The 26,708-nt window shown below is 59.2% G+C and carries 28 protein-coding genes; 14 read left to right on the forward strand and 14 right to left on the reverse strand.

The genetic code is table 11. From position 1 onward, the window contains the following. Position 1: 1 nt before the first annotated feature. From ACYZT2_RS09635 to fliK, 3 genes are all read right to left on the reverse strand, one after another. Positions 2-1,732, reverse strand: a complete 1,731-nt coding sequence (locus tag ACYZT2_RS09635; RefSeq protein WP_461971632.1) for a hypothetical protein — start codon at positions 1,730-1,732, stop codon at positions 2-4. A 379-nt stretch (positions 1,733-2,111) separates the two neighbouring features. Continuing rightward, positions 2,112-2,441, reverse strand: coding sequence for an EscU/YscU/HrcU family type III secretion system export apparatus switch protein (locus tag ACYZT2_RS09640; protein ID WP_461971634.1), 330 nt, complete (start codon positions 2,439-2,441; stop codon positions 2,112-2,114). Beyond that, positions 2,438-4,009, reverse strand: coding sequence for a flagellar hook-length control protein FliK (fliK, locus tag ACYZT2_RS09645; RefSeq protein WP_461971636.1), 1,572 nt, complete (start codon positions 4,007-4,009; stop codon positions 2,438-2,440). The genes ACYZT2_RS09640 and fliK overlap by 4 nt, the downstream gene beginning before the upstream one ends. A 198-nt stretch (positions 4,010-4,207) precedes the next feature. On the opposite strand from fliK, the gene ccmA reads away from it, so the two are divergent. From ccmA to ACYZT2_RS09695, 10 genes are all read left to right on the forward strand, one after another. Continuing rightward, positions 4,208-4,843 carry a cytochrome c biogenesis heme-transporting ATPase CcmA gene (ccmA, locus tag ACYZT2_RS09650; RefSeq protein WP_461971638.1) on the forward strand — a complete coding sequence of 212 codons (636 nt, stop codon included), beginning with the start codon at positions 4,208-4,210 and terminating at the stop codon, positions 4,841-4,843. After that, positions 4,840-5,508: a heme exporter protein CcmB gene (gene ccmB / locus ACYZT2_RS09655; RefSeq protein WP_427626715.1), complete on the forward strand. Its 669-nt coding sequence runs from the start codon at positions 4,840-4,842 to the stop codon at positions 5,506-5,508. Before ccmA ends, ccmB begins: the two co-directional genes overlap by 4 nt. A gap of 74 nt (positions 5,509-5,582) precedes the next feature. Next, positions 5,583-6,338, forward strand: coding sequence for a heme ABC transporter permease (locus ACYZT2_RS09660; protein ID WP_461971640.1), 756 nt, complete (start codon positions 5,583-5,585; stop codon positions 6,336-6,338). Next, positions 6,335-6,511 carry a heme exporter protein CcmD gene (gene ccmD, locus ACYZT2_RS09665; protein ID WP_007894243.1) on the forward strand — a complete coding sequence of 59 codons (177 nt, stop codon included), beginning with the start codon at positions 6,335-6,337 and terminating at the stop codon, positions 6,509-6,511. The genes ACYZT2_RS09660 and ccmD overlap by 4 nt, the downstream gene beginning before the upstream one ends. Further along, on the forward strand, positions 6,508-6,963 hold the full coding sequence (ccmE, locus tag ACYZT2_RS09670; RefSeq protein ID WP_461971642.1) for a cytochrome c maturation protein CcmE: 456 nt from the start codon (positions 6,508-6,510) through the stop codon (positions 6,961-6,963). Before ccmD ends, ccmE begins: the two co-directional genes overlap by 4 nt. Positions 6,964-6,966: 3 nt before the next feature. After that, positions 6,967-8,970 carry a heme lyase CcmF/NrfE family subunit gene (locus ACYZT2_RS09675; RefSeq protein ID WP_461971644.1) on the forward strand — a complete coding sequence of 668 codons (2,004 nt, stop codon included), beginning with the start codon at positions 6,967-6,969 and terminating at the stop codon, positions 8,968-8,970. Beyond that, positions 8,967-9,503 (forward strand): DsbE family thiol:disulfide interchange protein, encoded by a 537-nt coding sequence (locus ACYZT2_RS09680; RefSeq protein WP_008073023.1) that lies wholly within the window; start codon positions 8,967-8,969, stop codon positions 9,501-9,503. Before ACYZT2_RS09675 ends, ACYZT2_RS09680 begins: the two co-directional genes overlap by 4 nt. Continuing rightward, complete coding sequence (locus ACYZT2_RS09685) at positions 9,500-9,973, forward strand: cytochrome c-type biogenesis protein (RefSeq protein ID WP_007894247.1); 474 nt, start codon at positions 9,500-9,502, stop codon at positions 9,971-9,973. Before ACYZT2_RS09680 ends, ACYZT2_RS09685 begins: the two co-directional genes overlap by 4 nt. Then, entirely contained in the window at positions 9,966-11,168 is a 1,203-nt protein-coding gene (gene ccmI, locus ACYZT2_RS09690; RefSeq protein WP_461971647.1) for a c-type cytochrome biogenesis protein CcmI, read from the forward strand. Before ACYZT2_RS09685 ends, ccmI begins: the two co-directional genes overlap by 8 nt. 14 nt (positions 11,169-11,182) lie before the next feature. Further along, positions 11,183-11,587, forward strand: a complete 405-nt coding sequence (locus ACYZT2_RS09695; protein WP_461971649.1) for a hypothetical protein — start codon at positions 11,183-11,185, stop codon at positions 11,585-11,587. A 56-nt stretch (positions 11,588-11,643) separates the two neighbouring features. Here ACYZT2_RS09695 and ACYZT2_RS09700 read toward each other — a convergent pair whose 3' ends face one another. Both ACYZT2_RS09700 and ACYZT2_RS09705 read right to left on the reverse strand, forming a co-directional pair. Then, positions 11,644-12,219 (reverse strand): PIN domain-containing protein, encoded by a 576-nt coding sequence (locus tag ACYZT2_RS09700; RefSeq protein ID WP_461971651.1) that lies wholly within the window; start codon positions 12,217-12,219, stop codon positions 11,644-11,646. Then, positions 12,216-12,683, reverse strand: a complete 468-nt coding sequence (locus tag ACYZT2_RS09705; RefSeq protein ID WP_008073029.1) for a helix-turn-helix domain-containing protein — start codon at positions 12,681-12,683, stop codon at positions 12,216-12,218. The genes ACYZT2_RS09700 and ACYZT2_RS09705 overlap by 4 nt, the downstream gene beginning before the upstream one ends. 258 nt (positions 12,684-12,941) lie before the next feature. Between ACYZT2_RS09705 and ACYZT2_RS09710 the strand changes: the two genes are divergently transcribed. After that, positions 12,942-13,154 (forward strand): type II toxin-antitoxin system HicA family toxin, encoded by a 213-nt coding sequence (locus tag ACYZT2_RS09710; protein WP_461973056.1) that lies wholly within the window; start codon positions 12,942-12,944, stop codon positions 13,152-13,154. Continuing rightward, positions 13,154-13,558, forward strand: coding sequence for a type II toxin-antitoxin system HicB family antitoxin (locus ACYZT2_RS09715; protein WP_305505369.1), 405 nt, complete (start codon positions 13,154-13,156; stop codon positions 13,556-13,558). Before ACYZT2_RS09710 ends, ACYZT2_RS09715 begins: the two co-directional genes overlap by 1 nt. A gap of 95 nt (positions 13,559-13,653) precedes the next feature. Here the strand turns inward: ACYZT2_RS09715 and ACYZT2_RS09720 are convergent, their stop codons facing one another. From ACYZT2_RS09720 to gcl, 9 genes are all read right to left on the reverse strand, one after another. Further along, positions 13,654-14,859: an MFS transporter gene (locus tag ACYZT2_RS09720; protein ID WP_461971653.1), complete on the reverse strand. Its 1,206-nt coding sequence runs from the start codon at positions 14,857-14,859 to the stop codon at positions 13,654-13,656. Between the two features lie 587 nt (positions 14,860-15,446). Next, positions 15,447-16,445 (reverse strand): sulfate ABC transporter substrate-binding protein, encoded by a 999-nt coding sequence (locus ACYZT2_RS09725; RefSeq protein ID WP_461971655.1) that lies wholly within the window; start codon positions 16,443-16,445, stop codon positions 15,447-15,449. Positions 16,446-16,673: 228 nt separating this feature from the next. Beyond that, positions 16,674-17,498: an ion transporter gene (locus tag ACYZT2_RS09730; protein ID WP_461971657.1), complete on the reverse strand. Its 825-nt coding sequence runs from the start codon at positions 17,496-17,498 to the stop codon at positions 16,674-16,676. 21 nt (positions 17,499-17,519) lie between these two features. After that, positions 17,520-18,434 (reverse strand): urea transporter, encoded by a 915-nt coding sequence (locus ACYZT2_RS09735; protein ID WP_461971659.1) that lies wholly within the window; start codon positions 18,432-18,434, stop codon positions 17,520-17,522. Between the two features lie 297 nt (positions 18,435-18,731). Further along, positions 18,732-20,147: a pyruvate kinase gene (gene pyk / locus ACYZT2_RS09740; protein ID WP_461971661.1), complete on the reverse strand. Its 1,416-nt coding sequence runs from the start codon at positions 20,145-20,147 to the stop codon at positions 18,732-18,734. Next, a complete protein-coding gene (locus ACYZT2_RS09745; protein ID WP_461971663.1) occupies positions 20,137-21,417 on the reverse strand; it encodes a glycerate kinase type-2 family protein in 1,281 nt (426 codons plus the stop codon). Before ACYZT2_RS09745 ends, pyk begins: the two co-directional genes overlap by 11 nt. Positions 21,418-21,566: 149 nt before the next feature. Next, on the reverse strand, positions 21,567-22,457 hold the full coding sequence (locus ACYZT2_RS09750; protein WP_007894261.1) for a 2-hydroxy-3-oxopropionate reductase: 891 nt from the start codon (positions 22,455-22,457) through the stop codon (positions 21,567-21,569). 149 nt (positions 22,458-22,606) lie between these two features. After that, positions 22,607-23,389 carry a hydroxypyruvate isomerase gene (gene hyi / locus ACYZT2_RS09755; protein ID WP_461971666.1) on the reverse strand — a complete coding sequence of 261 codons (783 nt, stop codon included), beginning with the start codon at positions 23,387-23,389 and terminating at the stop codon, positions 22,607-22,609. A gap of 145 nt (positions 23,390-23,534) precedes the next feature. Next, complete coding sequence (gene gcl / locus ACYZT2_RS09760; protein WP_038979660.1) at positions 23,535-25,310, reverse strand: glyoxylate carboligase; 1,776 nt, start codon at positions 25,308-25,310, stop codon at positions 23,535-23,537. Positions 25,311-25,577: 267 nt separating this feature from the next. Here gcl and ACYZT2_RS09765 point away from each other — a divergent pair, with 267 nt between their 5' ends. Both ACYZT2_RS09765 and ACYZT2_RS09770 read left to right on the forward strand, forming a co-directional pair. Then, positions 25,578-26,018: a GlcG/HbpS family heme-binding protein gene (locus ACYZT2_RS09765; RefSeq protein WP_461971668.1), complete on the forward strand. Its 441-nt coding sequence runs from the start codon at positions 25,578-25,580 to the stop codon at positions 26,016-26,018. 211 nt (positions 26,019-26,229) lie between these two features. After that, positions 26,230-26,688: an REP-associated tyrosine transposase gene (locus ACYZT2_RS09770; RefSeq protein ID WP_461971670.1), complete on the forward strand. Its 459-nt coding sequence runs from the start codon at positions 26,230-26,232 to the stop codon at positions 26,686-26,688. Positions 26,689-26,708 lie beyond the last annotated feature (20 nt).

Consider the following 26,708-nt stretch of genomic DNA (forward strand, 5'->3'; position numbering starts at 1 on the left):
GTTACAGCGCGACTCTCAATACCTGAGAAAACAAGCTGTGTTCATCAATGCCCGGGCGGTTGACGCTGTAGTTGATCGACACGGTTTTGCCCTTGTTTTCAACTATCCAGCTTTGCGGAATCAAGAACTCTGCCGTGACCCAGGTTTTCAGATCTTGCCACTCGGTCTTGCGCGTCACTACCCCGGCCATACGTACGCGTGCCTGGTAACCGGAAGCCATTCCTGGGTATCGAATAGTGACTGTTGTCTGGTCAGGGGTTAGCCTGGGAGGTGTCAGAACAAATGCTTGAGCATCTACGCCCAACTGCAATGGGTTGGAACGATGCAGGGGGCCGTTGGGGTAGGAGCGCACGGTGTAGGTGACCGGCACAGTACTGCCGATGGCATCAACCACCTCTAGACGGGGCACAATAAAATCCATCGGCCCAACGTTCTCAACCCTTGTGATTACGCTGTCATAGGTATTTCGTGCGGACGCCCAGCGTGCTCGAATGGTTTGTCCGACGGCCATCCCCAGATACTGAGGAATCTGGATCGTCACATGCGGGGCATAGTAGATATCGGCCATCTTTAGACGATCGCCTTGATCGCCATAAGCTTCCAGAACCTTGGGTAGCTTGAGATCAATCGTGGTCTTGATGCCTAGTATTTTGGGATCGGAGGGGAGTTCCCGCTCATCGCGTTTGACCTGGTAGGTAATAGTGACGGCACTTTCGTTACTCTCGTTGGCCCAGTTGAGTGGAACCTCGAACGCCAATGGTCCGGTGCCCAAGTACATCTGCGTTGTGGTTTCCCGTTCTACTCGCCCCTGCCATTTAATCCAGACACTATCGCCAACGAATAGCCCTGCGCCAGAGGCAACGACCTGCACTGTCGTCACATAGGCAAGGTCCAACATTCCACCTTCTTCACCGGTTACAGTCGGCGCCGGGAGCGTACTGCGGTTCAAATCCACGTCTACGTTGGTCATCGCTGCCCACGGCGCATGCTCATGGGGTCGGTTACCACAGCGATCAATCACCTGATAGGTCACAGCGTGTGTGCCGTTGCTCGCGCGCTTGATAAGGGCTTCGTCGAACGTGATGAGAATCGGATGGTTTTCTGGATCGTCGATCTGCTCGCGGGTGACGGGATAATGAATGACCTGTTCTTCGTTACCCCAGCGCGCGACGATGCGGTCGAAGACAGTAATGTGTTGATAGGGCTCTATGCGCATCACGATGCCCTTTTTTGCCATCTCTTTATCGACAACCCCATCCTTGATATCAGGAGTCAAGGTGTAGCGCAGTCCGGGGTGACCGAGTGGCTCGGGTTTGTCGAGGAGGCCTCCTGGCAACGTGCGCTTGACCAGTACATTGATATTGTCCGAGTCAGCTGAGTTGTGGCCGGAGCGCGTTACACGGAAAAACACTGGAAAGGCGCTGCCTTCTTGAATCTGGCTTGCCGGCACCTCGAAAAAGAGCCTTTGGTCAACCTTATCCGGTGTATCGATGATCTGCGTGCTGACGGGGAAAGCGTCGTCATCCCAAAAGACGGAGCAGGTATCAGCCAGGGTCATATGGAGCCATGGGTCAACGATGATTAACAGGTTGACTTCCAGGGCCTCAGCCCCTAGGCCGCCATGGTAGCCCTCGTCCCCTTCGAGAGGGGTGATCAAAGCTGGAATGATTGGTCGCCAGAGACGTAACAGAGTGGTGTCACTGTTATTGACGAGGGTAGAGAGAGGGGGCATGGGAGCGCTCCTTTGTTAGGGGCGCGCCGGAAAAGGTAGTTAGACGCTGCCGTCCCTAATAAGGCAACGATGGCTATGATGCTGCTACTGTCAGATATGATAGTAGCGACGAGCGGTAGTCGAGACACTTCATAATCGCGGCATCGCCCGTCCTCAGACCGGGATTACGCTGTCGTAGTCTCCTGCCTACAGCTTTACCGGATTCCACCGACTTGCGATCGCAACGACGGCAGAGTTGATGAGTAAGTTGCACAAGACCTGAGAAGGTCAAAAGATCGCAGCCTCGTTGCACTCGACAGCTCCTACAGGGCGTACACTATCCAAATGTAGGAGCTGTCGAGTGCAACGAGGCTGCGATCTTTTTGCATTCAACAAAGATTCAATAATCATCCCCGCGGTCGGTGATGTCCTTCTCTACCATCACCGCTTCCGGATCATGCCCCGCCGGAAACTTACCCTTCAAATTCCACGCAAACGCAATGATCTCGGCAATCGTGCGGTACAACTCCTCGGGAATACTGTCCCCGAGTTCCATCTGCGCCAGCAGTTTCACCAGTTCGGCGTTTTCGTAGATCGGCACTTCATAATCGCGGGCAATCTGCAGAATGGCTTCCGCCAATTCCTCGTCACCTTTGGCCGTGAGGGTCGGGGCGTGGCTGCCGTCGTATTTGAGGGCAATGGCCTGGCGCGGTGCGGTGGACTCGTTCATGCGGTTTCGTCGACCCAGCGTTGTTCGAGGCGGGTTTGAGGGCCTTGTGGCGGTGTGCCGAGGTGGCAATCCAGATCGCCGACGTTCAGGCCTGACGCCAGCAGACGTTCGCGCAGCCCGGCCAGATTGCTTTCGATCAAGCTTGCGGTGTACGGCCGCTCGGCCCACAGCTGACTGGAGAGGCTGCCTTTGATCAATTGGGCCTGAATCTGCAACGGCCCTAACGGCTCCATATCGAACGCCAGATCCACGCGCCACAGTTGTTGTTTCGGCTCACGTTCGTCGCGGCGTTCGTGCGGTTGTTCTTTTTCGGGTGCTTCTTCGCGCTGGAATTTGACCTGCAACGGCACGATGTCCTGCAGATTGCGCATGGGGATTTCCAGTTGCCAGGTGCTGAGCAGGCGACCGTCGTCGGTGAGGCCGGTCTGTTCCAGGCTCGACAGTTGATGGCTTTGCAGGCGCGAGACGGCCGCCGCTGCCAGACGTAGCAAGTGTTCCAGATCGCCTTCACCGTCCTGACTTTGCAACAGACGCTCTGGGAGCGGAAAACTGGTCGGCAATGGCTTGGCGCTGACTTGCCCCAGCATGCCCAAGGCGCTGCGCACGAAACTGGGTAGCGCTTGCGCCAGTGTATTGGCGGCAATGATCGCGTTGAGATTGGTATTGGCCGGCAGGCCCGGCGTCAGTTGTGCGATCAGTTTGAGCAGGTCGCCTTTCATGTCAGGCGTCAGCGTCGGGTTTTGGCCAGTCAGCAGTTTCGCTTCAAGGAACAGGCCGCTGTTGGCCAACGCCTGGGCCAGGCCTTTGGGCGTGCTCAGTTGCTGAACATCCGGCAGGCCGGCGAGCAATTTGTCTACGGCGGTGCGCAGTTCTTTGGAGGTCTGATCCGACGGAGGCAGGTTTTGCATGAGTTTGATCAAACCATCCAGAGAGCCCTGGCGACTTTGCTGGCTGACCAATTGCTGCGTCACCGCCAACTGTTCCTGACGGCTGCTCAACGGGACGAATTTCAGGGTCTGAGTGTCCTGCACCAAGGCGCTCAATAAGGTGCCGATGCGCAGTGGCGTCGGACTGTCGATGCTCAGCGTGCTGCCACTCAGCGCGGTATTAAGCAAGCTCACCATCGAGCGAAACACCGTCGGCTGGCCCGGCACCTGCGGCATTACCTGAGAGGTCAGTACTTTGCCTTGCAGCAAGGTGCCGACCGGCAGTTGCGCCGTGTCGATGCGGGTGAGGGTCGCGACGCTGGAGGCGATGGCCTGTTGCACCGTGACCGCCAGGTTACCCGCCGACGGCTGAGTGATCGCCAGGCTGGTGCCTTGGGGCAACGGCTGAGAACTGGTGGCCTGGACCGTGGTCTGGCGGCCGCTGTCGAGGGTGACCTTGAGCAACAGTTGAAAAGTCTGATTCGCCTGCTTGAGCGACAGCACTTCCGCCCTGGCAGTCTGACCGGCGCTGATCAGGCCCTCCATCGGCGTCAGCAGCTTGAGCAACTCACCGCTGACCAGCGGACGTGAAGTCGCGGGTGTGGTCTGCGGGAGGGGGAGGATGTTCATTTCGCCTGTCATATGCGGTCACAACCTGAGGAAATTGCACTCTTGAGAGTAGGAGATGGCATGTATAATGCCGCCCCGTTGTATACAGAGTGGCGAAAACATTGCATTTGTTTGACGCAGCTCTCTAGAACAAGCCGTCATTACCTCTATGCTGCATCTCTTTAACGGCCGCGCCAGAGCCGACTTGAACCGTATAAGGCCCGTGATCTCTTGACCAGTCCTGTCCTGCAAACCGTTGCCCTTGCCTGTGAGCGAGACCTTCGGCTGCTCTTCGAAAACCTCGAATTGAGACTGGCCAGTGGCGAAATGTTGCAAATCAGTGGCCCCAACGGCAGTGGCAAGACCAGCCTTTTACGTCTGCTTTGCGGTTTGATGCACCCAACCGCCGGTCAAGTATTGCTCAACGGCCAGCCACTGCATCAGCAGCGCAGCGAACTGGCGCGCAACCTGTTGTGGATCGGCCATGCCGCTGGCATCAAGGACTTGCTGACCCCCGAGGAAAACCTCAGTTGGCTCTGCGCCCTGCATCAACCGGCCTCCCATGAGGCGATCTGGCAGGCGCTGACGGCGGTGGGGCTGCGCGGTTTCGAGGATGTTCCCTGCCACACCCTGTCCGCCGGGCAACAACGCCGCGTCGCGTTGGCGCGCTTGTATCTGGACAGCCCGCCGCTGTGGATTCTCGATGAGCCGTTCACCGCGCTCGACAAACAAGGCGTGGCGCAACTCGAAGAACACCTGGCTGCGCACTGCGAGCGAGGTGGCATGGTGGTTCTGACCACTCACCACACCCTGACCCGGATGCCGGCCGGCTATCGCGATATTGATTTGGGGAGCTGGGCCGTATGAGTGTTTTCGGCCTGTTGGTCGCCCGCGAGGCACGTTTGCTGTTCCGCCGTCCTGCCGAACTGGCCAATCCGCTGGTGTTCTTCGCCATCGTCGTTTCTTTGTTCCCGTTGGCGGTCGGCGCCGGGACTCAATTGTTGCAAACCTTGTCCCCGGGGTTGGTCTGGGTGGCAGCACTTTTATCGGTCTTGCTCTCGCTGGACGGGCTCTTCCGCAGTGATTTCGAAGACGGATCGCTTGAACAGTGGGTCCTTTCGCCGCACCCCTTGCCTATTCTGGTTTTGGCCAAGGTGCTGGCACACTGGGCGTTTTCCGGCCTGGCGCTGGTTTTGCTCGCACCCTTGCTGGCGTTGATGCTTGGTTTGCCTGCCGCCTGTCTGCCGGTGTTGCTGCTTTCATTATTGCTGGGTACACCGGTGCTGAGCCTGCTCGGTGCGGTGGGCGCGGCGTTGACGGTAGGATTGAAGCGCGGTGGCCTGTTACTGGCATTGCTGATTCTGCCGCTGTACATCCCGGTGTTGATTCTCGGCAGTGGAGCCTTGCAGGCGGCATTGCAGGGCATGCCGGCGACCGGTTATCTCTTGTGGCTTGGCAGCCTGACCGCCCTGGCGATAACCCTGACACCTTTTGCAATAGCTGCTGGCCTGAAGATCAGTGTCGGCGAATAATGAGGTCTGATCAAAATTTGATCAGTAAAGACCCTGGCTCTTCGTAGCGAAGAGCAACCGTGATGGAAACAGCAATGAACTGGACCTGGTTTCATAAGCTCGGCTCACCCAAATGGTTTTACGGCATCAGTGGCAAACTGTTGCCGTGGCTGAGCGTCGCGGCGTTGCTGCTGATCAGCATCGGCGTGGTTTGGGGCCTGGCCTTCGCGCCGCCGGACTATCAGCAAGGCAACAGCTTTCGGATTATCTATATCCACGTTCCCGCCGCCATGCTGGCGCAATCCATCTACGTGATGCTGGCCGTGTGCGGCATCGTCGGGCTGGTCTGGAAGATGAAACTGGCCGACGTCGCCCTGCAATGTGCCGCGCCGATCGGTGCCTGGATGACCGCCGTGGCGCTGGTCACCGGCGCGATCTGGGGCAAACCGACCTGGGGTTCGTGGTGGGTCTGGGATGCGCGACTGACGTCCATGCTGATTCTGCTGTTTCTGTACTTCGGTCTTATTGCGCTGGGCAACGCCATCAGCAATCGTGACAGTGCGGCCAAGGCCTGTGCGGTGCTGGCGATCGTCGGCGTGATCAACATCCCGATCATCAAATACTCGGTGGAGTGGTGGAACACCCTGCACCAGGGCGCGACCTTCACCCTCACCGAAAAACCGGCGATGCCCGCCGAGATGTGGCTGCCACTGCTGCTGACGGTGCTGGGGTTCTACTGTTTCTTCGGCGCGGTGCTGTTGCTGCGCATGCGCCTTGAAGTGCTCAAGCGCGAAGCCCGGTCGAGCTGGGTGAAAACCGAAGTGCAGAACAGTCTGGAGGCCGCTCGATGAGTTTCGCTTCATTCGGCGACTTTCTCGCCATGGGCCATCACGGCCTGTATGTCTGGTCAGCCTATGGCATTAGCCTTGCGGTGCTGGCCCTCAACGTGGCGGCGCCGATCCTGGCCCGCAAGCGGTATCTGCAACAAGAGGCGCGTCGTCTGCGCCGGGAGAACGGCAAGTGAATCCGCTGCGTAAAAAGCGTCTTATCATCATTTTCGCGATCCTGGTCGGTGTCGGCGCTGCCGTCGGCCTGGCCTTGAGCGCCTTGAAGCAGAACATCAATCTGTTTTACACCCCGACCCAGATCGCCAACGGCGAAGCGCCGCAAGACACACGTATCCGCGCGGGTGGCATGGTCGAGAAAGGTTCGCTGCGACGTTCCGGCGATTCCCTGGACGTGAAATTCATCGTCACCGACTTCAAAAAATCCGTGACCATCAGCTACCGCGGCATCCTGCCGGATCTGTTCCGCGAAGGGCAGGGCATCGTCGCTCTCGGCAAACTCAACGCTGACGGCGTGGTGGTGGCCGACGAAGTGCTGGCCAAACACGATGAAAAGTACATGCCGCCGGAAGTGACCAAGGCTTTGAAAGACAGTGGTCAATCCGCCCCTACACCCGCAAAGGAGGGTTGATCCATGACTTCCGGCATCTTTATTCCTGTGCTTTTTATACCAGAGCTGGGCCACCTGGCCATGATTCTCGCGCTGTGTTTCGCGCTGGTACAGGCCGTGGTCCCGTTGCTCGGTGCCTGGCGCGGCGATCGCTTGTGGATGAGCCTGGCCCAGCCGGCCGCGTGGGGGCAGTTCGCGTTTCTGCTGTTCGCTTTCGGTTGCCTGACTTACGCGTTCATGGCGGACGACTTCTCCGTCGCCTACGTGGCCAGCAACTCCAACAGCGCCTTGCCGTGGTACTACAAATTCAGCGCCGTCTGGGGCGCTCACGAAGGTTCGTTGCTGCTGTGGGCACTGATCCTCGGCGGCTGGACCTTCGCGGTGTCGGTGTTCTCCCGGCAATTGCCGCAAGTGATGCTGGCTCGCGTATTGGCGGTGATGGGCATGATCAGCACCGGTTTCCTGCTGTTCCTGATCCTGACATCTAACCCGTTCGCCCGAATTCTGCCGCAGATGCCGACGGATGGACGCGACCTCAATCCACTGCTGCAAGACATCGGCCTGATCGTTCACCCACCGATGCTGTACATGGGCTATGTCGGTTTCTCCGTGGCCTTCGCCTTTGCTATCGCCGCGCTGCTGGGCGGTCGTCTTGATGCGGCGTGGGCACGTTGGTCGCGTCCGTGGACCATCGTCGCCTGGGCCTTCCTCGGTATCGGTATTACGTTGGGCTCCTGGTGGGCTTACTACGAACTCGGCTGGGGCGGCTGGTGGTTCTGGGATCCGGTAGAAAACGCATCCTTCATGCCTTGGCTGGTGGGCACGGCGCTGATTCACTCGTTGGCGGTCACGGAAAAACGTGGCGTGTTCAAGAGCTGGACGGTGCTGCTGGCTATCGCCGCGTTCTCGCTGAGCTTACTCGGGACCTTCCTGGTGCGTTCCGGCGTGCTGACGTCGGTTCACGCCTTTGCCTCCGATCCTGAACGCGGTGTGTTCATACTGATCTTCCTGCTGTTTGTGGTCGGTGGCTCGCTGACGCTGTTCGCCCTGCGCGCCCCGGTGGTCAAGAGCCATGTCGGCTTCAATCTCTGGTCCCGGGAAACCCTGCTGCTGGGCAATAACCTGGTGCTGGTGGTGGCCGCTTCGATGATCCTGCTCGGCACCCTGTACCCGCTGATTCTCGATGCGATGACCGGCGCCAAGCTGTCGGTCGGCCCGCCGTACTTCAACGCGCTGTTCATTCCCTTGATGGCGTTGCTGATGGTGGTGATGGCGGTCGGCATGCTGGTGCGCTGGAAAGACACCCCGGTCAAATGGCTGATGAGCATGTTGACACCGGTGTTGCTCGGTAGCGCCGCGTTGGCCGTGGTGGCCGGCGTCGCTTACGGCGATTTCAACTGGGCAGTGCTGGCGACCTTCATGCTGGCTGCCTGGGTGTTGCTGGCCAGTGTGCGGGATATCTTCGACAAGACCCGTCACAAGGGCCTGATCAAAGGCCTGCCAACCCTGACTCGCAGCTATTGGGGCATGCAAATCGCGCATTTGGGTATTGCCGTGTGCGCGCTGGGTGTCGTGTTGTCCAGCCAGAACAGTGCCGAGCGCGATCTGCGCCTGGCGCCGGGTGAGTCCATGAACCTGGCCGGTTACCAATTTGTGTTCGAAGGCGCCAAGCACTACGAAGGGCCGAACTTCACGTCCGACAAGGGCACCATCCGGGTGATCCGCAATGGCAAGGAAATCAGTGTACTGCACCCGGAAAAACGCCTCTACACCGTGCAAAACTCGGTGATGACCGAAGCCGGGATCGACGCCGGTTTCACCCGTGACCTTTACGTCGCATTGGGTGAGCCGTTGGGTGAGGGCGCCTGGGCGGTCCGCGTGCACGTCAAACCGTTCGTGCGCTGGATCTGGTTCGGTGGGTTGCTCACGGGGCTCGGTGGGTTGCTGGCGGCGCTGGATCGTCGTTATCGGGTCAAGGTGAAAAGCCGCGTGCGTGAAGCGCTCGGCATGACGGGAGCCACCGCATGAGACGTTGGTTGATGCTGTTGCCACTGGCGATTTTTCTGGTGGTCGCTGTTTTTCTGTATCGGGGTCTGTACCTGAACCCGGCCGAGCTGCCTTCGGCGATGATCAACAAACCGTTCCCGGAGTTTTCCCTGCCGTCGGTCCAGGGTGACAAAACCCTGACCAAAGCGGACCTACTGGGTAAACCGGCACTGGTCAACGTCTGGGGCACCTGGTGCATTTCCTGCCGGGTCGAGCACCCGGTGCTGAACAAATTGGCTCAGCAAGGCGTGGTGATCTACGGCGTCAACTACAAGGACGTCAACGCCGACGCCTTGAAGTGGCTGGCCGAGTTCCACAACCCCTATCAACTGGACATCCGTGACGATGCCGGCACCCTGGGTCTGAACCTTGGCGTGTACGGCGCTCCGGAAACCTTCTTCATCGACGCCAAGGGCATCATCCGCGACAAATTCGTCGGCGTGATCGACGAGCAAGTCTGGCGCGAAAAACTGGCGGCCAAATATCAGGCGCTGGTCGATGAGGCCAAACCATGAAGCGCTGGATTGCCGCCGCCGTTCTGGGTTTGAGCATGGCCGGTGTGGCCCACGCGGCCATCGACACCTACGAGTTCGCCAAAGAAGGCGACCGTGAGCGATTTCGCGAGCTGACCAAAGAGCTGCGTTGCCCCAAGTGCCAGAATCAGGACATCGCTGATTCCAACGCACCGATCGCCGCCGACCTGCGCAAAGAGATTTTCCGCATGCTTGGCGAGGGCAAGGACAATCAGCAAATCATCGATTTCATGGTCGACCGCTACGGTGATTTCGTCCGCTACAAACCTGCCCTCAACGCCAAAACCGCACTGCTCTGGTTCGGCCCCGCCGGCCTGCTGCTGGGCGGTTTTGTGATCATCGCCGTGATCGTCCGCCGTCGTCGCGTGCAACGCACTGACAGCCCGGACACGCTTTCTGCCGAAGAGCGTGAGCGCCTCGACCACCTGTTGGATAAAACCAAGAATGATTGATTTCTGGCTCGCTGCAGGCCTGCTGCTCCTTATTGCCCTGAGTTTTCTGCTGATCCCCGTTCTGCGTGGGCGCCGCGCTCAGCTTGAAGAGGACCGCACGGCACTGAACGTCGCGCTTTATCAGGAGCGCGTGGCTGAGTTGCAGACTCAGCAGGAAGAAGGCGTGCTCAACGCCGAACAAATGGACACCGGCCGCGCTGAGGCTGCCCGTGAACTGCTCGCCGATACCGAAGGGGTCGAGGCGCCGCGTGTGTCGCGTCTGGGCAAGCCGTTGCCATTGCTGGCGGCGATACTGGTGCCGGTGCTGGGCCTTGGGCTGTACCTGCATTTCGGTGCCAGCGACAAAGTCGAGCTGACCCGCGAATTCGCCCAGGCGCCGCAGTCGATGGAAGAGATGACCCGTCGCCTGGAACGTGCGGTTGCCGCCCAACCGGATTCGGCCGAGGGCCTGTACTTCCTCGGCCGCACCTACATGGCTCAGGATCGTCCGGCCGATGCGGCGAAGATCTTCGAACGCACCGTGGCCCTGGCCGGTCGTCAGCCGGAACTGCTCGGACAGTGGGCCCAGGCGCAATATTTCGCCGACGGCAAGAAGTGGTCGGACAAGGTCCAGGCCCTGACTGACGAAGCGCTGAAAGCTGATCCGAAAGAAGTCACCAGCCTCGGCCTGCTGGGCATCGCGGCCTTTGAAGGCGAGCGTTATCAGGAAGCTATCGACTACTGGAATCGCCTGCTGGCGCAACTGCCGTCGGATGATAAATCCCGCGTCGCGCTGCAAGGCGGCATTACTCGGGCCGCCGAGAAACTCGAAGCCAGTGGTGGCAAGGTTGCCCAGGCGCCTGCGGCCAAAGCTGCGGCACTGCTCAAAGTGCAAGTCGATCTGGCGCCAGAGCTGAAAGCCAAGGTCCTGCCGGGTGACAGCGTGTTCATCTTCGCCCGCGCCATCTCCGGCCCGCCCGCGCCGCTGGCCGCCAAGCGTCTGACCGTTGCCGACTTGCCGGCGACTGTGGAACTGGGTGATGCCGACGCCATGATGCCGCAGTTGAAACTGTCGAACTTCCCCGAAGTCCAACTGGTTGCGCGCATCTCCCGCGCCGGCCAACCGACTGCCGGCGAATGGATCGGTCGCAGCCAACCCTTGGCCACCAGCACCACCGCGCAACAAAAACTGATCATCGACAGCCCGGATAAATAACAGGAAACGCCACCATGACCGCCATCGCTCGTATCACTCTCCTCAGTATGGTTTTGGGGTTAAGCGCCTGTGCGGTCCAGCAGCCCGAGCCCACACGGCTGCCGCCGATCCCGCCTTCGGGGCCAAGCACCAAACCGCCTCCGCCGACGGTACCGAGCAAACCGAGCATCCCGGCCAAACCTTCGAAGCCGGTGCCACGCACCTCCGCCAGCTTCGCCCCGCCACCGGGGGGCAACAGCCATTGGGACGCGAAACTCGGCGTTTACGTCCTCGATGATCAAACCAACACCTTCTACCGCCAGCGCACCTACTACCGCTGGAACAACGGCTGGAGCCGCTCGATCAGCCCCAACGGGCCGTGGGAAGAGACGGACATTCATGGCGTGCCGGGTGGGTTGGGCAGAAAATTCGGGCAGTGAATAGAAACGGCGATCTGAGGATCGCCGTTTTGCGTTTTGGGGGGTGTGAAAGGCGATTAAAGAATCGCCTGATAGTTGGTCAACGCCTTGCTCGACTGAATCAGGCCTTGGCGCAAAAGCAGATCAAGATAGGTGCCGACATCCATCGGCGGCATCTTTAGCTGTTTGCGTTGCCGTTGTGCTGCCGCGACAACCGCTGCCGGGTCCAGGTCAAAGAGGTTATCGACGAACTCGTCGGGATGCTGCGCCTCGATGCCAAAAGGTCCGAGTGTTTCATCGGGAAAGTCTTTCTGATTATACGTCACGATGACACTGGCATTGCAGCGTATGGCGGCAGCCAGAACATGTCGGTCATCGATGTCGGGCAGTGTGAGCCCTTCGATCAGCTTTTCGTAACCGTATACGCAAGCATCGGGTATAGCTTGATCCATCAAGTCGGACGTGCGATCCAGTTGCTCTGTTGTCAGGTCCGGGCGGTTTTTCAGCAGATTGCGCTTCCATTCGTTATGTATCTCCAGTGACCATCGCGCCCTGAAACGTCCGGAGAGCGCGAGCCACATCAGAAAGTCTCTTAGGGGTGCGGGGTACAAAACACATGCGTCATATACAGCGGTAAAAGGGGAATGCCTCACTCGTATCCTGTCCTTAACGCTTGTGCTTGCTCAGCGAGAAGCGTCATTGCTTGCTCGCTGGCGGTGTCGCGCCGGTTTTTATAGTCCATCAAATCGGCAAAGCGCACACGTCGGTGCTTGCCGGTTTTGTGGTAGGACAACTCGCCGGACTCCAGCAGTTTGATCAGGTGCGGGCGTGAGACATTGAGTAAGTCCGCCGCTTCCTGGGTGGTCAGTTCTGCGTGAACAGGGACGACCTTTACCGCATTGCCTTCAGCCAATGCAGCGAGGATGTCGACCAGCAATCGAAGGGCTGAAGTGGGCAGTTCGACGCTGTGAGCTTCATTCTGCTCGTCGAAAATCTGGATGCGTTGGGTTTCGAATTGAGTCGCGAGATAGGCAGCGAGGGCGCGCTGGCCTTCGATAGCAGCCTGAACTTCGCGCGCCATGGGCAGGTTGATCGGTGGGTGGATGACTAGGGACATGATGAAATTCCTACATTCTGAGTAGCGATGCTGGAAGGCTATTCGAATCAAACGAAAATCGCAATAAACGAAACCAGAGCTTGTTTAAGACTCTTTTGCAGCGAGGTCTGGACGTAATCGACAAACGACCGAGCCCTTCGGAGATCCGATCAAAATCACACCCTGTAAAACAACCGAGCGTCGCGATCCGGATTTTTGTGCTTGAGTAAAAGTAACTCTAGGGTTATTTTTGTTTGGGCCGGAGCAAGGAGGCTGGTGGTGCAGAGCAGGTTATTGATCAAGGAACTGATAGAGGCGGGCTGGGCACTGGATTGGGTCACCGGCAGTCATCACATCTTCACTCATCGTTACAACCCTTACACGATACCCGTCCCTCATCCGAAGAAGGATTTGCCGGTCGGGACGGTTAAAAGCATCAGGAGGCGAGCCGGGCTTTATTGCCCGGGAGCCAGTTTGGCAGGAGATCCATAATGCAATACCCAATCTGTATCGAGTGGGGCGACGAGAACACCGCCATCGGTATTCAGATCCCCGATATTCCTGGTGCCGTTACGGCCGGGGATACGTTTGAAGATGCTTACAACGCGGCGGTCGAAATTGCTCACATCATGCTGCAAGAGATCATGGCAGGCGGGGAATCAATTCCGATGCCGACCTCAGCGGCTGCGCACCGCGAAAATCCGGAATTTGCCGACATGGGTTGGGGGATGCTGGAACTCGACATCTCGCCGTATCTGGGCAAGACCGAGAAGGTCAATGTGACGCTGCCTGGCTACGTGATCCAGCGTATTGACCGTTATGTGCGAGAGCACAATGTCAAAAGCCGCTCCTCCTTTCTCGCGGATGCGGCGATGGAGAAACTGGTTCGACATTGAGTGGTATCAGTCGAATCGCCTTCGCGGGCAAGCCTCGCTCCTACAGATACCGGTGAACTGTAGGAGCGAGGCTTGCCCGCGAAGCTTTTAGCGTCCTAAGCCGTCGCCAACGAATGCCTCTGCGAAACACTCAAAAACCGTAACAACGCCAACAGTGGAAACGCACTACCCACAATCACGATCCACAACCAGCCACCATGCTCATACACCGCGCTGGCCACCGAAGAACCAAACGCACCGCCGATGAAGATGCTGGTCATGTACAGCGCATTCTGACGGCCGCGGCTTTTAGCGTCGAGGGCGTAGACCGCGCGTTGACCGAGGACCATGTTCATTTGCACGCAGAAATCCAGCACTACCCCTGTCACGGCCAGGCCGATAACGCTGTAGACCGGGTGGATGAAGGCGGGCAGGAAGCTCAGGCTGGCGAATAGCAGGGCCAGCAGCGAGGCGATGCGGGTATGGCCGGCATCGGCCAGTCGACCGGCGATGGGTGCGGCAATAGCACCGATGGCGCCGACCAGGGCGAAGATCGCGATCTGGGTTTGCGACAAGCCATGATTACGCGACAGTTCCAGCGGCACGGCAGTCCAGAACAGGCTGAAGGTGGCGAACATGCAGGCTTGATAAAACGCCCGTTGACGCAACACCGGCTGCTGACGCAACAGCGTCCAGAGCGAACCCAACAACTGGCCATAAGAAGCGTTGTGATCAGGCTGGCGCTTGGGAATGGTCAGGGCCAGCACGATGCTGATGGCCGCCATCAACACTGCTGCAATGACGAACATCGCGCGCCAGCCGAAGTGGTCGGCTACTACGCTGGACACTGGTCGAGCCAGCAGAATCCCCAGCAGCAAACCACCCATGATGCCGCCAACCACGCGGCCACGGGATTCTTCCGGCGCCAGGTGGGCGGCCAGTGGAATCAGGATCTGCACCGACACCGAGCTGAACCCCACCAGCAACGAGATCAGCAGAAACACGTTCGGCTGATCGGTGAATGCCGCGCCCAACAGACTGGCAATCGCCATTATGGTGGTGATGATCATCAAGCGGCGGTTTTCCAGCAGATCACCCAACGGCACCAGGAAGAACAGACCCAGCGCATAACCAATCTGCGTCAGCGAAACGATCAGGCTGGCCATGGTGTCGGTCAGGCCGATGTCCGGCGCGATCAGGCCGATGATCGGCTGGGCGTAGTAGATGTTGGCCACGATGGCACCGCAACAGAAGGCGAACAGCAGCACCATGCCTCGGGTCATTGTCGCGGCACCGTGGGGCACCTGAGTCGCGGGATTCATAATGTGGCTCGCTGAACAAGAAGGAATGCGGGGAGACTAATCGGCGGGCTAGAACGGCGGAAGAGGGAATAGAGTGATAGTCATCATGCCTCTGAGGAATGATTGAGAGATGGCGGGTAAGGACGCTGTCACACGCCGATGCAATGGCATGACGCAATTCTCCTGTAGGCGCTGCCGAAGGCTGCGATCTTTTGATCTTGACCCTTTTCGAAGCCACTGAAGATCAAGAGCAAGATCAAAAGATCGCAGCCTTCGGCAGCTCCTACGGTGGATCTCGGTCGTACACCGGTTTGTGTTCACAGCACTCACAAAACAGGCGACCGTTGCAGGTTAATGCCAGTCAGTTAAGCAATTTCAGCCGCAACACACTCCGTGTAGCAGCTGCCGAGCCTGCGAGGCTGCGTTCGGCTGCGAAGCAGTCGTAAAGTCAGAAATTACACCCTCGTCAGGCAGGCCGCGTCTGCCGGACTCACGACTGCTTCGCAGCCGAACGCAGCCCCGCAGGCTCGGCAGCTGCTACGGATAACATTACCGCTTAACTGACTGGCATTGACCGTTGCAGGTCGCCTTTTCACTGGAGTCAGAAATTACTGACCGCTGTAAATCTGATCAAAAACCCCACCATCATTGAAGTGGGTCTTCTGCACAGTGCGCCAATCACCAAAGGTCTTCTCCACCGAGAGGAAATCCACTTTCGGGAAGCGATCAGTGTACTTGGCCAATACCGCCGGATCACGCGGACGCAGGTAGTTGGCAGCTGCAATTTCCTGACCTTGCGGCGACCACAGGTACTTCAAATATTCCTCAGCGGCAGCGCGGGTGCCTTTTTTCTCGACCACTTTGTCGACCACGGACACCGGTGGTTCAGCTTCAGCGGAAACACTCGGATAAATCACTTCAAACTGATCACGACCAAATTCACGCGCAATCATTTCCGCTTCGTTTTCGAAGGTCACCAGCACGTCGCCGATCTGGTTGGTCATGAATGTGGTGGTGGCTGCGCGGCCGCCGGTATCCAGCACAGGCGCTTGTTTGAACAGTTTGCCGACGAAGGCTTTGGCCTTGTTCTCGTCACCGCCGTTTTTCAGCACATAACCCCAGGCCGAGAGGTAGGTGTAGCGGCCGTTGCCCGAGGTTTTCGGGTTGGGGACGATCACTTGCACGCCGTCCTTGAGCAGGTCCGGCCAGTCTTTCAAGGCTTTCGGGTTGCCTTTGCGCACGATGAACACCGTGGCGGACGTGAACGGCGCGCTGTTGTTCGGCAGGCGCGTGACCCAGTTGTCCGGGACCAGTTTGCCGTTGTCCGCGAGGGCGTTGATGTCGGTGGCCATGTTCATGGTAATGACGTCAGCCGGCAGGCCATCGATCACTGAGCGCGCCTGTTTGCTGGAGCCGCCGAAGGACATTTGCAGCGTGATGTTTTCGTTGTGCTCGGCTTGCCAGTGTTTCTGGAAGGCAGCGTTGTAGTCCTTGTAGAAATCTCGCATCACGTCGTAGGAAACGTTAAGCAGGGTCGGTGCAGCCTGAACCACGCTGCTTAAGGCCAGGCCAGCGGCGAGAAGTGAGGCGCCAAAGAGTTTTTTCACTGCGCATTCCTTGTGTTGTGTAGAAGCTGGTAGGAGCTGTCGAGTGAAACGAGGCTGCGATCTTTTGATCTTTATGGATTGCTGAAACAAGATCAAAAGATCGCAGCCTCGTTTCACTCGGCAGCTCCTACAGGTTATTTTTCAGTCATTAAAAGAAGTGTTGCCACCGTGCTGCCGGCGACTATAGCCGGGCTCGCATAGTCCTTTAAAGATTAAAAAGCACTTTGCTTATTCCAGTTTTTTGAACAGCGCATTACCGCAACGGGAGCAGAACGCTGCGCTGTGTTCATGGCTGTTTTTCTTGCAGGTCGGGCAATCGTGTTGCAGTTGTTCACCGCGCATGGCATTGGCCAGTTCCGCAGTGAAAATCCCTGTAGGCACGGCGATGATCGAGTAACCGGTGATCATCACCAGCGACGAAACCACCTGACCCAACGGCGTCTTGGGCACGATGTCGCCAAAGCCCACGGTGGTCAGCGTGACGATAGCCCAATAGATGCCTTTGGGGATGCTGGTGAAGCCGTGTTCCGGGCCTTCGATCACGTACATCAGAGTGCCGAACACCGTCACCAGAGTGCTGACGCTGAGCAGAAACACCACGATCTTCTGCTTGCTGCCGCGCAACGCCGTCATCAAATAGTTGGCTTGCTTCAGATACGGGCTGAGCTTGAGCACGCGGAAAATTCGCAGCATCCGAATGATCCGGATGATCAGCAGGAACTGCGCATCGCTGTAATACAGCGCGAGGATGCCCGGCACGATCGCCAGCAAATCCACCAGGCCATAGAAGCTGAGCGCGTAGCGCAGCGGCTTGGGCGAGCAGTACAGCCGCAGACTGTACTCGACGACGAAAATGACGGTGAAGCCCCATTCGATGTAGGCCAGCACGTCGGCGTAGTTCTGATGAACACTGTCGATACTGTCCAGAATCACGATCACCAGGCTGGCGAGGATGATCAACAGCAGAATGCTGTCGAAACGCCGACCGGCCGTGGTGTCGGTCTGGAAAATCATGACGTAAAGCTCTTCACGCCAGTTTTTGCTGCTGTCCATGGAAAACGCCTGAATCGAGAATCAGCGCAGCCTAGGGTGATTCTCCCCGGTAGCGCAAGGCGCGCTGTCCATGGCGGCCTGACGCAGCACCCGAATGCCTGCGCGAATCAGCCAGCAGGCGAGGATGAAAGGCGCGGTCAACGTTGCCAGCCCCAGTGCGGCGAAGCCCGGTGTGAGTAACACCGCCAGCAGGATTCCCAGCAATGGCAGCCAGGGCTGGCGACGATTCTGGCTGAAGGCGAGGGCGGCGAGCACGGCGTTGTAGCCGCTCAAACCCAGCAGCGCGGTTGATGTTTCGTGATACAGAAGGGCGAATCCGAGGCCGGCAGCGGAGCCGAGCAGCGCCCACAGGAAGGCACGACGGTCAGCGATCAGCAAACCGACTGCAATCAGAGCACCGGCCTGCGGATGACCAAGAAACAGCACCTGACCGAGCCCTTTCAATGACGCGGCGAGCAGGTTGAGTGTGGTCATTTCGATCAGCGGCGCGGGTTGTTGGGGGGCGGCAAATGACAGTAGCAACCAACTCATCCCGACGAAGGGCGCGGTGTAGGCGGGAAGGCAATGATGATCGCGGGAACGCTTGAGCCATTGCTGGATCAGCATCGCGCTCAGGCCCCCAGCGGCAATGATCAGCGGTGGCAACAGCACTGACCATGGGAAATGAAGGCTCAGCAGCAGACCGAGCAGAATACCGTTGTAACTGAATAGCCCGGCCTGGCGATCAGCCTTGGTGTACCCGCGACGTTGCGCGGTGAGCAACCCGGCGACCCCTCCCAGCAACGCACCGCCGAGCAAGGCCGGCGCGCTGAACAGAATCGCCAACAGACACAGCAGGCCGCACAGCGGATGGCGCTGGAGAAAGATCTGGCTGAAGCCGTTGAGCAGGGCAGTGGCCCAGTCGGGGCAGTGGGTGTTGAAGTGGTTGGCGGGCATTTTAGGTCTGTGTGTCAGAGGAACCGAGTCGCCTGCATCGCGAGCAGGCTCGCTCCCACAATGAATCTTTGTTCAGTCGTCAGATTTGTGAACAACACAAATCAACTGTGGGAGCGAGCCTGCTCGCGATGGGGCCGGAGCGGGCGCTAAATCAATGTGGCGAGGGGGCTTGCCCCCGTTGGGTCGCGAAGCGGCCCTAAAATCAGCAATGCGGTCTTTCTGTTGAAACCGTCATGCCAAAGCGACGACTGCTACGCAGCCGAACGGGGGCAAGCCTCCTCGCCACAAAAGCTGTCTTTAAATCAACGTCTCAATGCGCAACGAATTGGTCGACCCCGGCTGCCCAAACGGCACACCCGCAGTGATCAACAACGTATCCCCCCGCTGAGCCATCCCCTGTGCCTGTGCAATCTCCAGCGCCGTCGAGCACACTTCATCCACTTGGCGCAGTCGATCGTTGACTACCGAATGCACACCCCACGCCACCGTCAAACGCCGCGCGGTTTGCAAGTTCGGCGTCAGGTTGAGGATCGGCACCGTCGGCCGTTCCCGCGCTGCACGCAGACTCGACGTGCCAGACTCGCTGTAATTCACCAGCACCGCCACCGGCAGCACGTTACTGATGCGGCGGATGGCGCAGCTGATCGCGTCCGACACCGTGGCCTCGGCTTTCGGTCGGCTCACGTCCAGTTGGGCCTGATAGTCCGGGCCGTTTTCGACCTGACGGATGATCTTGCTCATCATCTGCACAGCTTCCAGCGGGTACTCGCCGGACGCGGTTTCCGCCGACAGCATCACCGCGTCCGCACCTTCGGCCACCGCGTTGGCGACGTCAGTGACTTCGGCGCGGGTCGGAGCGGGGGAGAAGCGCATCGACTCCAGCATCTGCGTCGCCACCACCACCGGTTTGCCGAGTTGGCGACAGGTACTGATGATGTTTTTCTGAATCTGCGGCACGCTTTCGGCCGGGACTTCAACGCCCAGGTCTCCGCGAGCGACCATGATCGCATCACTCAATTCGGCGATTTCCCGCAGTTGAGTCACGGCCGATGGCTTCTCGATCTTCGCCATCAAATACGCCTTGTCGCCGATCAGTGCGCGAGCTTCGCGGATGTCTTCCGGGCGTTGCACGAACGACAGCGCGACCCAATCCACCCCCAGCTCCAGACCGAAACTCAAGTCGCGACGATCCTTGGCGGTCAATGGGCTCAGATCCAGCACCGCTTGCGGCACGTTGACGCCTTTGCGATCCGACAGCTCGCCGCCATTGAGCACCGTGGTGTCGATGGCGTCGGCGTATTTGGTCACCACCCGCAGGCGCAGCTTGCCGTCGTCCAGCAGCAGGTCCATGCCTGGCGTAAGCGCCGCGATGATTTCCGGGTGAGGCAGGTTGACCCGGCGCTCATCGCCCGGCGTCGGGTCCAGATCCAGACGCAAGGCCTGACCGCGATGCAGCTGCACTTTGCCTTGGGCGAATTTGCCGACCCGCAATTTCGGGCCTTGCAGGTCCATCAGAATCCCCAGCGGGTAATTCAGCTGGCGCTCGACTTCACGAATCCACTGATAGCGCTGGGCATGATCGGCGTGATCGCCGTGGCTGAAGTTCAGGCGAAAGATATTGACCCCGGCTTGCACCAGCTCACGGATGTCATCGATCCCGTTGGTGGCCGGGCCAAGGGTGGCGAGGATTTTGACCTTCTTGTCAGGCGTCATGTTTAGTGCTCTCGAGAATCAGGATGGCGCGGAAGTCGTTGACGTTGGTGCGGGTCGGCTCGGTGACGATCAGCGCATCCAGCGCGGCGAAATAGCCGTAGCCATTGTTGTTGTCCAACTCATCGCTGGCGCTCAGGCCGAGGGCGGCGGCGCGGGCGTAACTGCCCGGGGTCATGATGGCGCCGGCGTTGTCTTCGGAGCCGTCGATACCGTCGGTGTCACCGGCCAGCGCGTAGACGCCGGGCAGGCCTTTGAGGCTGTCGGTCAGGCTCAGCAGGAATTCGGCGTTGCGCCCGCCACGGCCATTGCCTCGCACGGTGACGGTGGTTTCGCCGCCGGACAGAATCACGCACGGCGCTGCCAGCGGCTGGCCATGCTGGACGATCTGCCGCGCAATACCGGCGTGGACTTTCGCCACGTCCCGGGATTCGCCTTCCAGATCGCCGAGAATCAACGGACTGAAACCGGCCTGACGGGCTTTCACCGCCGCCGCTTCCAGCGATTGCTGTGGGCGCGCGATCAACTGGAAATGACTGCGGGCCAGGCTCGGATCGCCGGGTTTGACCGTTTCCGATTCCGGGCTTTGCAGCCAGTTGCGCACCGAGACCGGGACTTCGATGCCATAGCGCTTGAGGATCGCCAGCGCTTCGGCCGAGGTGCTTGGGTCGGCCACGGTGGGGCCGGACGCGATAACGGTAGCGAGGTCGCCTGGTACATCGGAAATCGCATAGGTATAAACAGTGGCCGGCCAGCAGGCTTTGCCGAGGCGGCCGCCCTTGATCGCCGAGAGGTGCTTGCGCACGCAGTTCATTTCGCCGATGGTCGCGCCGGATTTGAGCAGGGCTTTGTTGATCGACTGCTTGTCGGCGAGGGTAATGCCGGCGGCGGGCAAGGCGAGCAGGGCAGAGCCACCGCCAGACAGCAGAAAGATCACGCGGTCGTCTTCGCTCAGGTCGCTGACCAGTTCCAGTACCCGTTTCGCGACAGCCAGACCGGCAGCATCCGGCACCGGGTGCGCGGCTTCGACCACTTCGATTTTTTCGCACGGGGAGCCGTGGCCGTAACGGGTCACCACCAGGCCGGACACTTCGCCCTGCCAGCAGCGCTCGACCACCTGGGCCATGGCCGCTGCGGCTTTACCGGCGCCGATGACGATCACCCGACCGCTGCGATCTTTGGGTAGATGGGCTTCGAGGACGTGCTGCGGATGGGCCGCGTCGATGGCTGTGGCAAACAGCTCGCGCAGCAGTTGTTGCGGATCGACCGACATGGCGGGCTCCCGGAATTCTTGTTATTGGGGAAAGCTGCTTGCCCCTGTAGGAGCGAGGCTTGCCCGCGAACCGGGCACCTCGGTGTTTCTGCTGCACCGAGGCGATCCTTTCGCGGGCAAGCCTCGCTCCTACAGGGGCGGGTGATGGCTTATTTATCGCGAATCGAGAAATTCGCCATATGTTCCAGGCCCTTGATCAGCGCCGAGTGGTCCCAGTTGCTGCCACCGATAGCCGCGCAGGTGCTGAACACTTGCTGGGTATTGGCGGTGTTCGGCAGGTTGATGCCCAGTTCGCGAGCGCCGGCCAAGGCCAGGTTCAGGTCCTTCTGGTGCAGGCTGATGCGGAAACCCGGGTCGAAGGTGCCCTTGATCATGCGTTCGCCGTGAACCTCAAGAATCTTCGATGACGCGAAACCGCCCATCAACGCTTCACGCACCTTGGCTGGATCAGCCCCGTTTTTCGAGGCGAACAGCAGCGCTTCGGCCACGGCCTGGATGTTCAGCGCGACGATGATCTGGTTCGCCACTTTCGCGGTTTGACCGTCGCCGTTGCCCCCGACCAGAGTGATGTTCTTGCCCATGGCCTGGAACAGCGGGAGGGCGCGTTCGAACGCATCGGCATCGCCGCCGACCATGATGCTCAAGGTCGCAGCCTTGGCGCCGACTTCACCGCCGGACACAGGTGCGTCGAGGTACTGCGCGCCTTTCTCGTTGATTTTGGCAGCGAAGGCTTTGGTGGCGGTTGGCGAGATCGAGCTCATGTCGATTACGACTTTGCCCTTGCTCACGCCCGCTGCAACGCCGTCGGCGCGGAACAGCACGTCATCGACCTGCGGGGTATCCGGGACCATGACGATGATGAATTCGGCTTCCTGGGCCACTTCTTTCGGGTTCGCCAGCGCGATGGCGCCAGCGGCGACCAGATCGGCAGGGGCTGGGTCGTGGTGCGCCGACAGGAACAGGCTGTGACCGGCTTTCTGCAGGTTCAACGCCATTGGGTGGCCCATGATGCCGGTGCCGATAAATCCGATTTTAGCCATGAGAAAATCCTCTTGTTTTTATAGCTCTGTTCGCAAATTCGTGGGGTGACAGCGAGGACGCCTTCGCGGGCAAGCCTCGCTCCTACAGACAATTCTGGCCCCCTGTAGGAACTAGGCTTGCCCGCGAAGAACGATAACGCGGTGTCAGATCAAATCGCGTTATGGGTTTTCAGCCAGCCCAGACCCGCTTCAGTGGTGGTGAGCGGCTTGTATTCACAGCCAACCCAACCCTGATAACCGATGCGATCCAGGTGTTCGAACAGGAAGCGGTAATTGATTTCACCGGTGCCCGGTTCGTTGCGTCCTGGGTTGTCGGCCAACTGGATGTGGTTGATCTCGCCCAAGTGCGCAGCGATGGTCCGAGCCAGGTCGCCCTCCATGATTTGCATGTGATAGATGTCGTATTGCAGAAACAGGTTGGCGCTGCCGACCTGCTCGCGAATCGACAGGGCTTGCGCCGTGTTGTTCAGGTAGAAGCCCGGAATGTCGCGGGTGTTGATCGCTTCCATTACCAGTTTGATGCCCGCCGCTTGCAGCTTGTCGGCCGCGTATTTGAGGTTGGCGACAAAGGTTTTTTCCACGGTGGCATCGTCGACGCCTTGTGGACGAATACCGGCCAGGCAGTTGATCTGGGTATTGCCCAGCACTTTGGCGTAAGCGATGGCCAGATCGACACCGGCGCGGAATTCTTCGACCCGATCCGGCAAGCACGCGATACCGCGTTCGCCCTTGGCCCAGTCACCGGCCGGCAGGTTGAACAGCACCTGGGTCAAGCCATTGGCATCGAGCTTGGCCTTGATTTCGGCGGAGCTGAAATCGTAGGGGAACAGGTATTCGACACCACTGAAGCCGGCCTTGGCGGCAGCGTCGAAACGGGCAAGAAAATCCTGCTCGGTGAACAGCATGGACAGGTTGGCTGCGAAACGCGGCATGGTGGTCTCCCGTAAATATAAAATCCCTGTAGCAACTGCCGAGGCACGAGGCTGCGTTGGGCTGCGAAGCGGCCCCCGACGGCGGTCCTGCGGACACGCAACGCAGCCTCGTGCCTCGGCAGCTGCTACAGGTATCAGGTCATTCTTAATCGAGCAACGAAATCGCCGTTGGCGCATCGTTGCCGACCAGCGCCAGGTCTTCGAATTCGTTGACGGCGTTGATCTCGGTGCCCATGGAAATATTGGTCACGCGCTCCAGAATGATCTCGACGATCACCGGCACCTTGAACTCCTCGATCAGTTCCTGAGCCTTGCGCAGGGCAGGCTGGATCTGATCCGGTTCGAACACCCGGAGCGCCTTGCAACCCAGGCCTTCGGCGACAGCGACGTGGTCGACACCGTAACCGTTGAGTTCCGGCGCGTTGAGGTTGTCGAAGGACAACTGCACGCAGTAGTCCATTTCGAACCCGCGCTGGGCCTGACGGATCAGCCCAAGGTACGAGTTGTTCACCACCACGTGGATGTACGGCAGCTTGAACTGCGCGCCCACCGCCAACTCTTCGATCATGAACTGGAAGTCGTAGTCCCCGGACAGCGCCACCACTTTGCGGGTCGGATCAGCCTTGACCACGCCGAGTGCTGCCGGAATGGTCCAGCCCAGCGGGCCGGCCTGGCCGCAGTTGATCCAGTGACGCGGTTTGTAGACGTGCAGGAACTGCGCGCCGGCAATCTGCGACAAACCGATAGTGCTGACGTAGCAGGTGTCTTTGCCGAACACCTGGTTCATCTCTTCGTAAACACGTTGCGGTTTGACCGGCACGTTGTCGAAGTGAGTCTTGCGCTGCAGGCTGGCTTTACGCTGCTGGCAGTCTTGCAGCCAGGCACTGCGGTTTTTCAGCTTGCCGGCGGCTTGCCATTCGCGAGCGACTTCGATGAACACGGTCAACGCGGCAGCGGCGTCGGACACGATGCCCAGGTCCGGGGTGAACACGCGGCCGATCTGAGTCGGTTCAATGTCGACATGGATAAATTTGCGGCCTTCGGTGTAAACGTCGACCGAACCGGTGTGACGGTTAGCCCAACGGTTACCGACGCCCAGCACCACGTCGGACTTAAGCATTGTCGCGTTGCCGTAGCGGTGCGAGGTTTGCAGACCGACCATGCCAACCATCAGCGGGTGATCGTCCGGGATGGTGCCCCAGCCCATCAGGGTCGGGATCACTGGAATACCGGTCAGCTCTGCGAACTCCACGAGCAACTCGCTGGCGTCGGCATTGATGATGCCGCCACCGGCCACCAACAGTGGGCGCTCAGCCTGATCAAGCATGGCCAGGGCCTTCTCGATTTGCACGCGGTTAGCGGTAGGCTTGGCCAGCGGCAGTGGCTCGTAGGCGTCGATATCGAATTCGATTTCGGCCATCTGCACGTCGAACGGCAGGTCGATCAGCACCGGGCCTGGGCGCCCGGAGCGCATTTCATAGAAGGCTTTCTGGAACGCGTAAGGCACTTGGCCCGGTTCCATAACGGTGGTCGACCACTTGGTGACCGGCTTGACTATGCTGGTGATGTCGACGGCCTGGAAGTCTTCCTTGTGCATCCGGGCCCGCGGTGCCTGGCCGGTGATGCACAGGATCGGGATCGAGTCAGCCGAGGCGCTGTAGAGCCCGGTGACCATGTCGGTGCCGGCCGGGCCGGAGGTGCCGATGCACACGCCGATGTTGCCGGCCTTGGTGCGGGTGTAACCCTCGGCCATGTGCGAGGCGCCTTCAACGTGGCGAGCGAGGACGTGATCGATGCCACCGACCTTCTGCAAGGCGGAGTACAGCGGGTTGATCGCGGCGCCCGGGATGCCAAAAGCGGTATCAACCCCTTCACGGCGCATCACCAGAACGGCGGCTTCGATTGCTCTCATTTTGCTCATGGTTTTGGTGCCTCTTACGTTTTGTAATTGTATACAAGTGGCTTTGCGCAGAGTGTATTCACGGCGGACGGCGCAGGTCAATCCATTTTCTCAAGCAGCTGTTTCATTCGTCGGAAGCCCGAAGGACTGTGGCTTTTCGTCGCATGTGGCGCTTTTCGAAAATTATTGTATACAAAAAAATAATTCATTGTGTTCTATTTGTTGCATCGGGTTGCGCAACAGAAAGCAATCCAACGGCTTTCCCAATAACAAAATGAGGACGGCACCATGAGCGCTTTAACCTTGAACGTCGCAGTCAACCTGGCCAATCAGGCCATCTCCGCGGGCCGTGCAATCTCTGCCGCGCCCTTGACCGTTGCCGTGCTGGACGCCGGCGGGCACTTGATAACGCTGCAACGCGAAGACGGCGCCAGCCTGCTGCGCCCGCAGATCGCCATCGGCAAAGCCTGGGGCGCCATCGCCTTGGGCAAAGGCTCACGCCTGCTGGCACAGGACGCCCAGCAACGCCCGGCCTTCTTCGCCGCATTGAATAGCCTGGGGCAGGGCAGCGTCGTCCCGGTACCGGGTGGCGTGCTGATTCGGGATCAGGATGGGAGTGTGTTGGGGGCGGTGGGCATCAGTGGCGATTTGTCTGATGTCGATGAGCAATGTGCGATCAGGGCGGTTGAGGCGCAGGGGTTGAGGGCGGATGCGGGGATGGCTGGTTGATCTTCAGCGTCTGATCGAATGTCATCGCGGGCAAGCCCGCTCCCACAGGTTCCTGCTGGTGAACACAAAGTCTGTGAACACCCTCGATCCTTGTGGGAGCGGGCTTGCCCGCGATGGCGGCCTCATGGACACATCCAGATAACGGATTGTCGCGGTCTATGGGCCGCTCAGGTCTAATCTTCTGATGAATCCATCATGAAGGGGCAACGGATTGCCTGATCTTCCCGCTTCACATCGCCTACGAACGGGGCGCTATGCCGAACCCAATCGAATCTATTTACTGACTACCAATACACTTGATCGCGAGCCGGTTTTTGCGGATTTCGCATTGGGCAGATTGGTTGTTCATCAATTTCGCCAAGCACAAAATACAGGGTTAGTGAATTCACTGGCATGGGTCGTTATGCCTGATCACTTCCATTGGCTTGTCGAATTGGAGAAATGTTCGCTCAGTAATCTGATGCGTCAAACCAAGTCACTGATTACGCGAGAGGTGAATCTTTCCAGTAACAGGTGTGGACCACTTTGGCAGCAGGGCTATCACGACCGGGCATTGAGGCGAGAAGAAGACTTGGTGAAGATGGCACGATATGTAGTGGCGAATCCATTGCGGGCAGGTCTTGTAGAGCGGCTTGGCGACTATCCGTTGTGGGATGCTATCTGGCTTTAAGACTTCAGATCGAGTCGCCT

The organism is Pseudomonas sp. MDT1-85 (assembly GCF_054898065.1).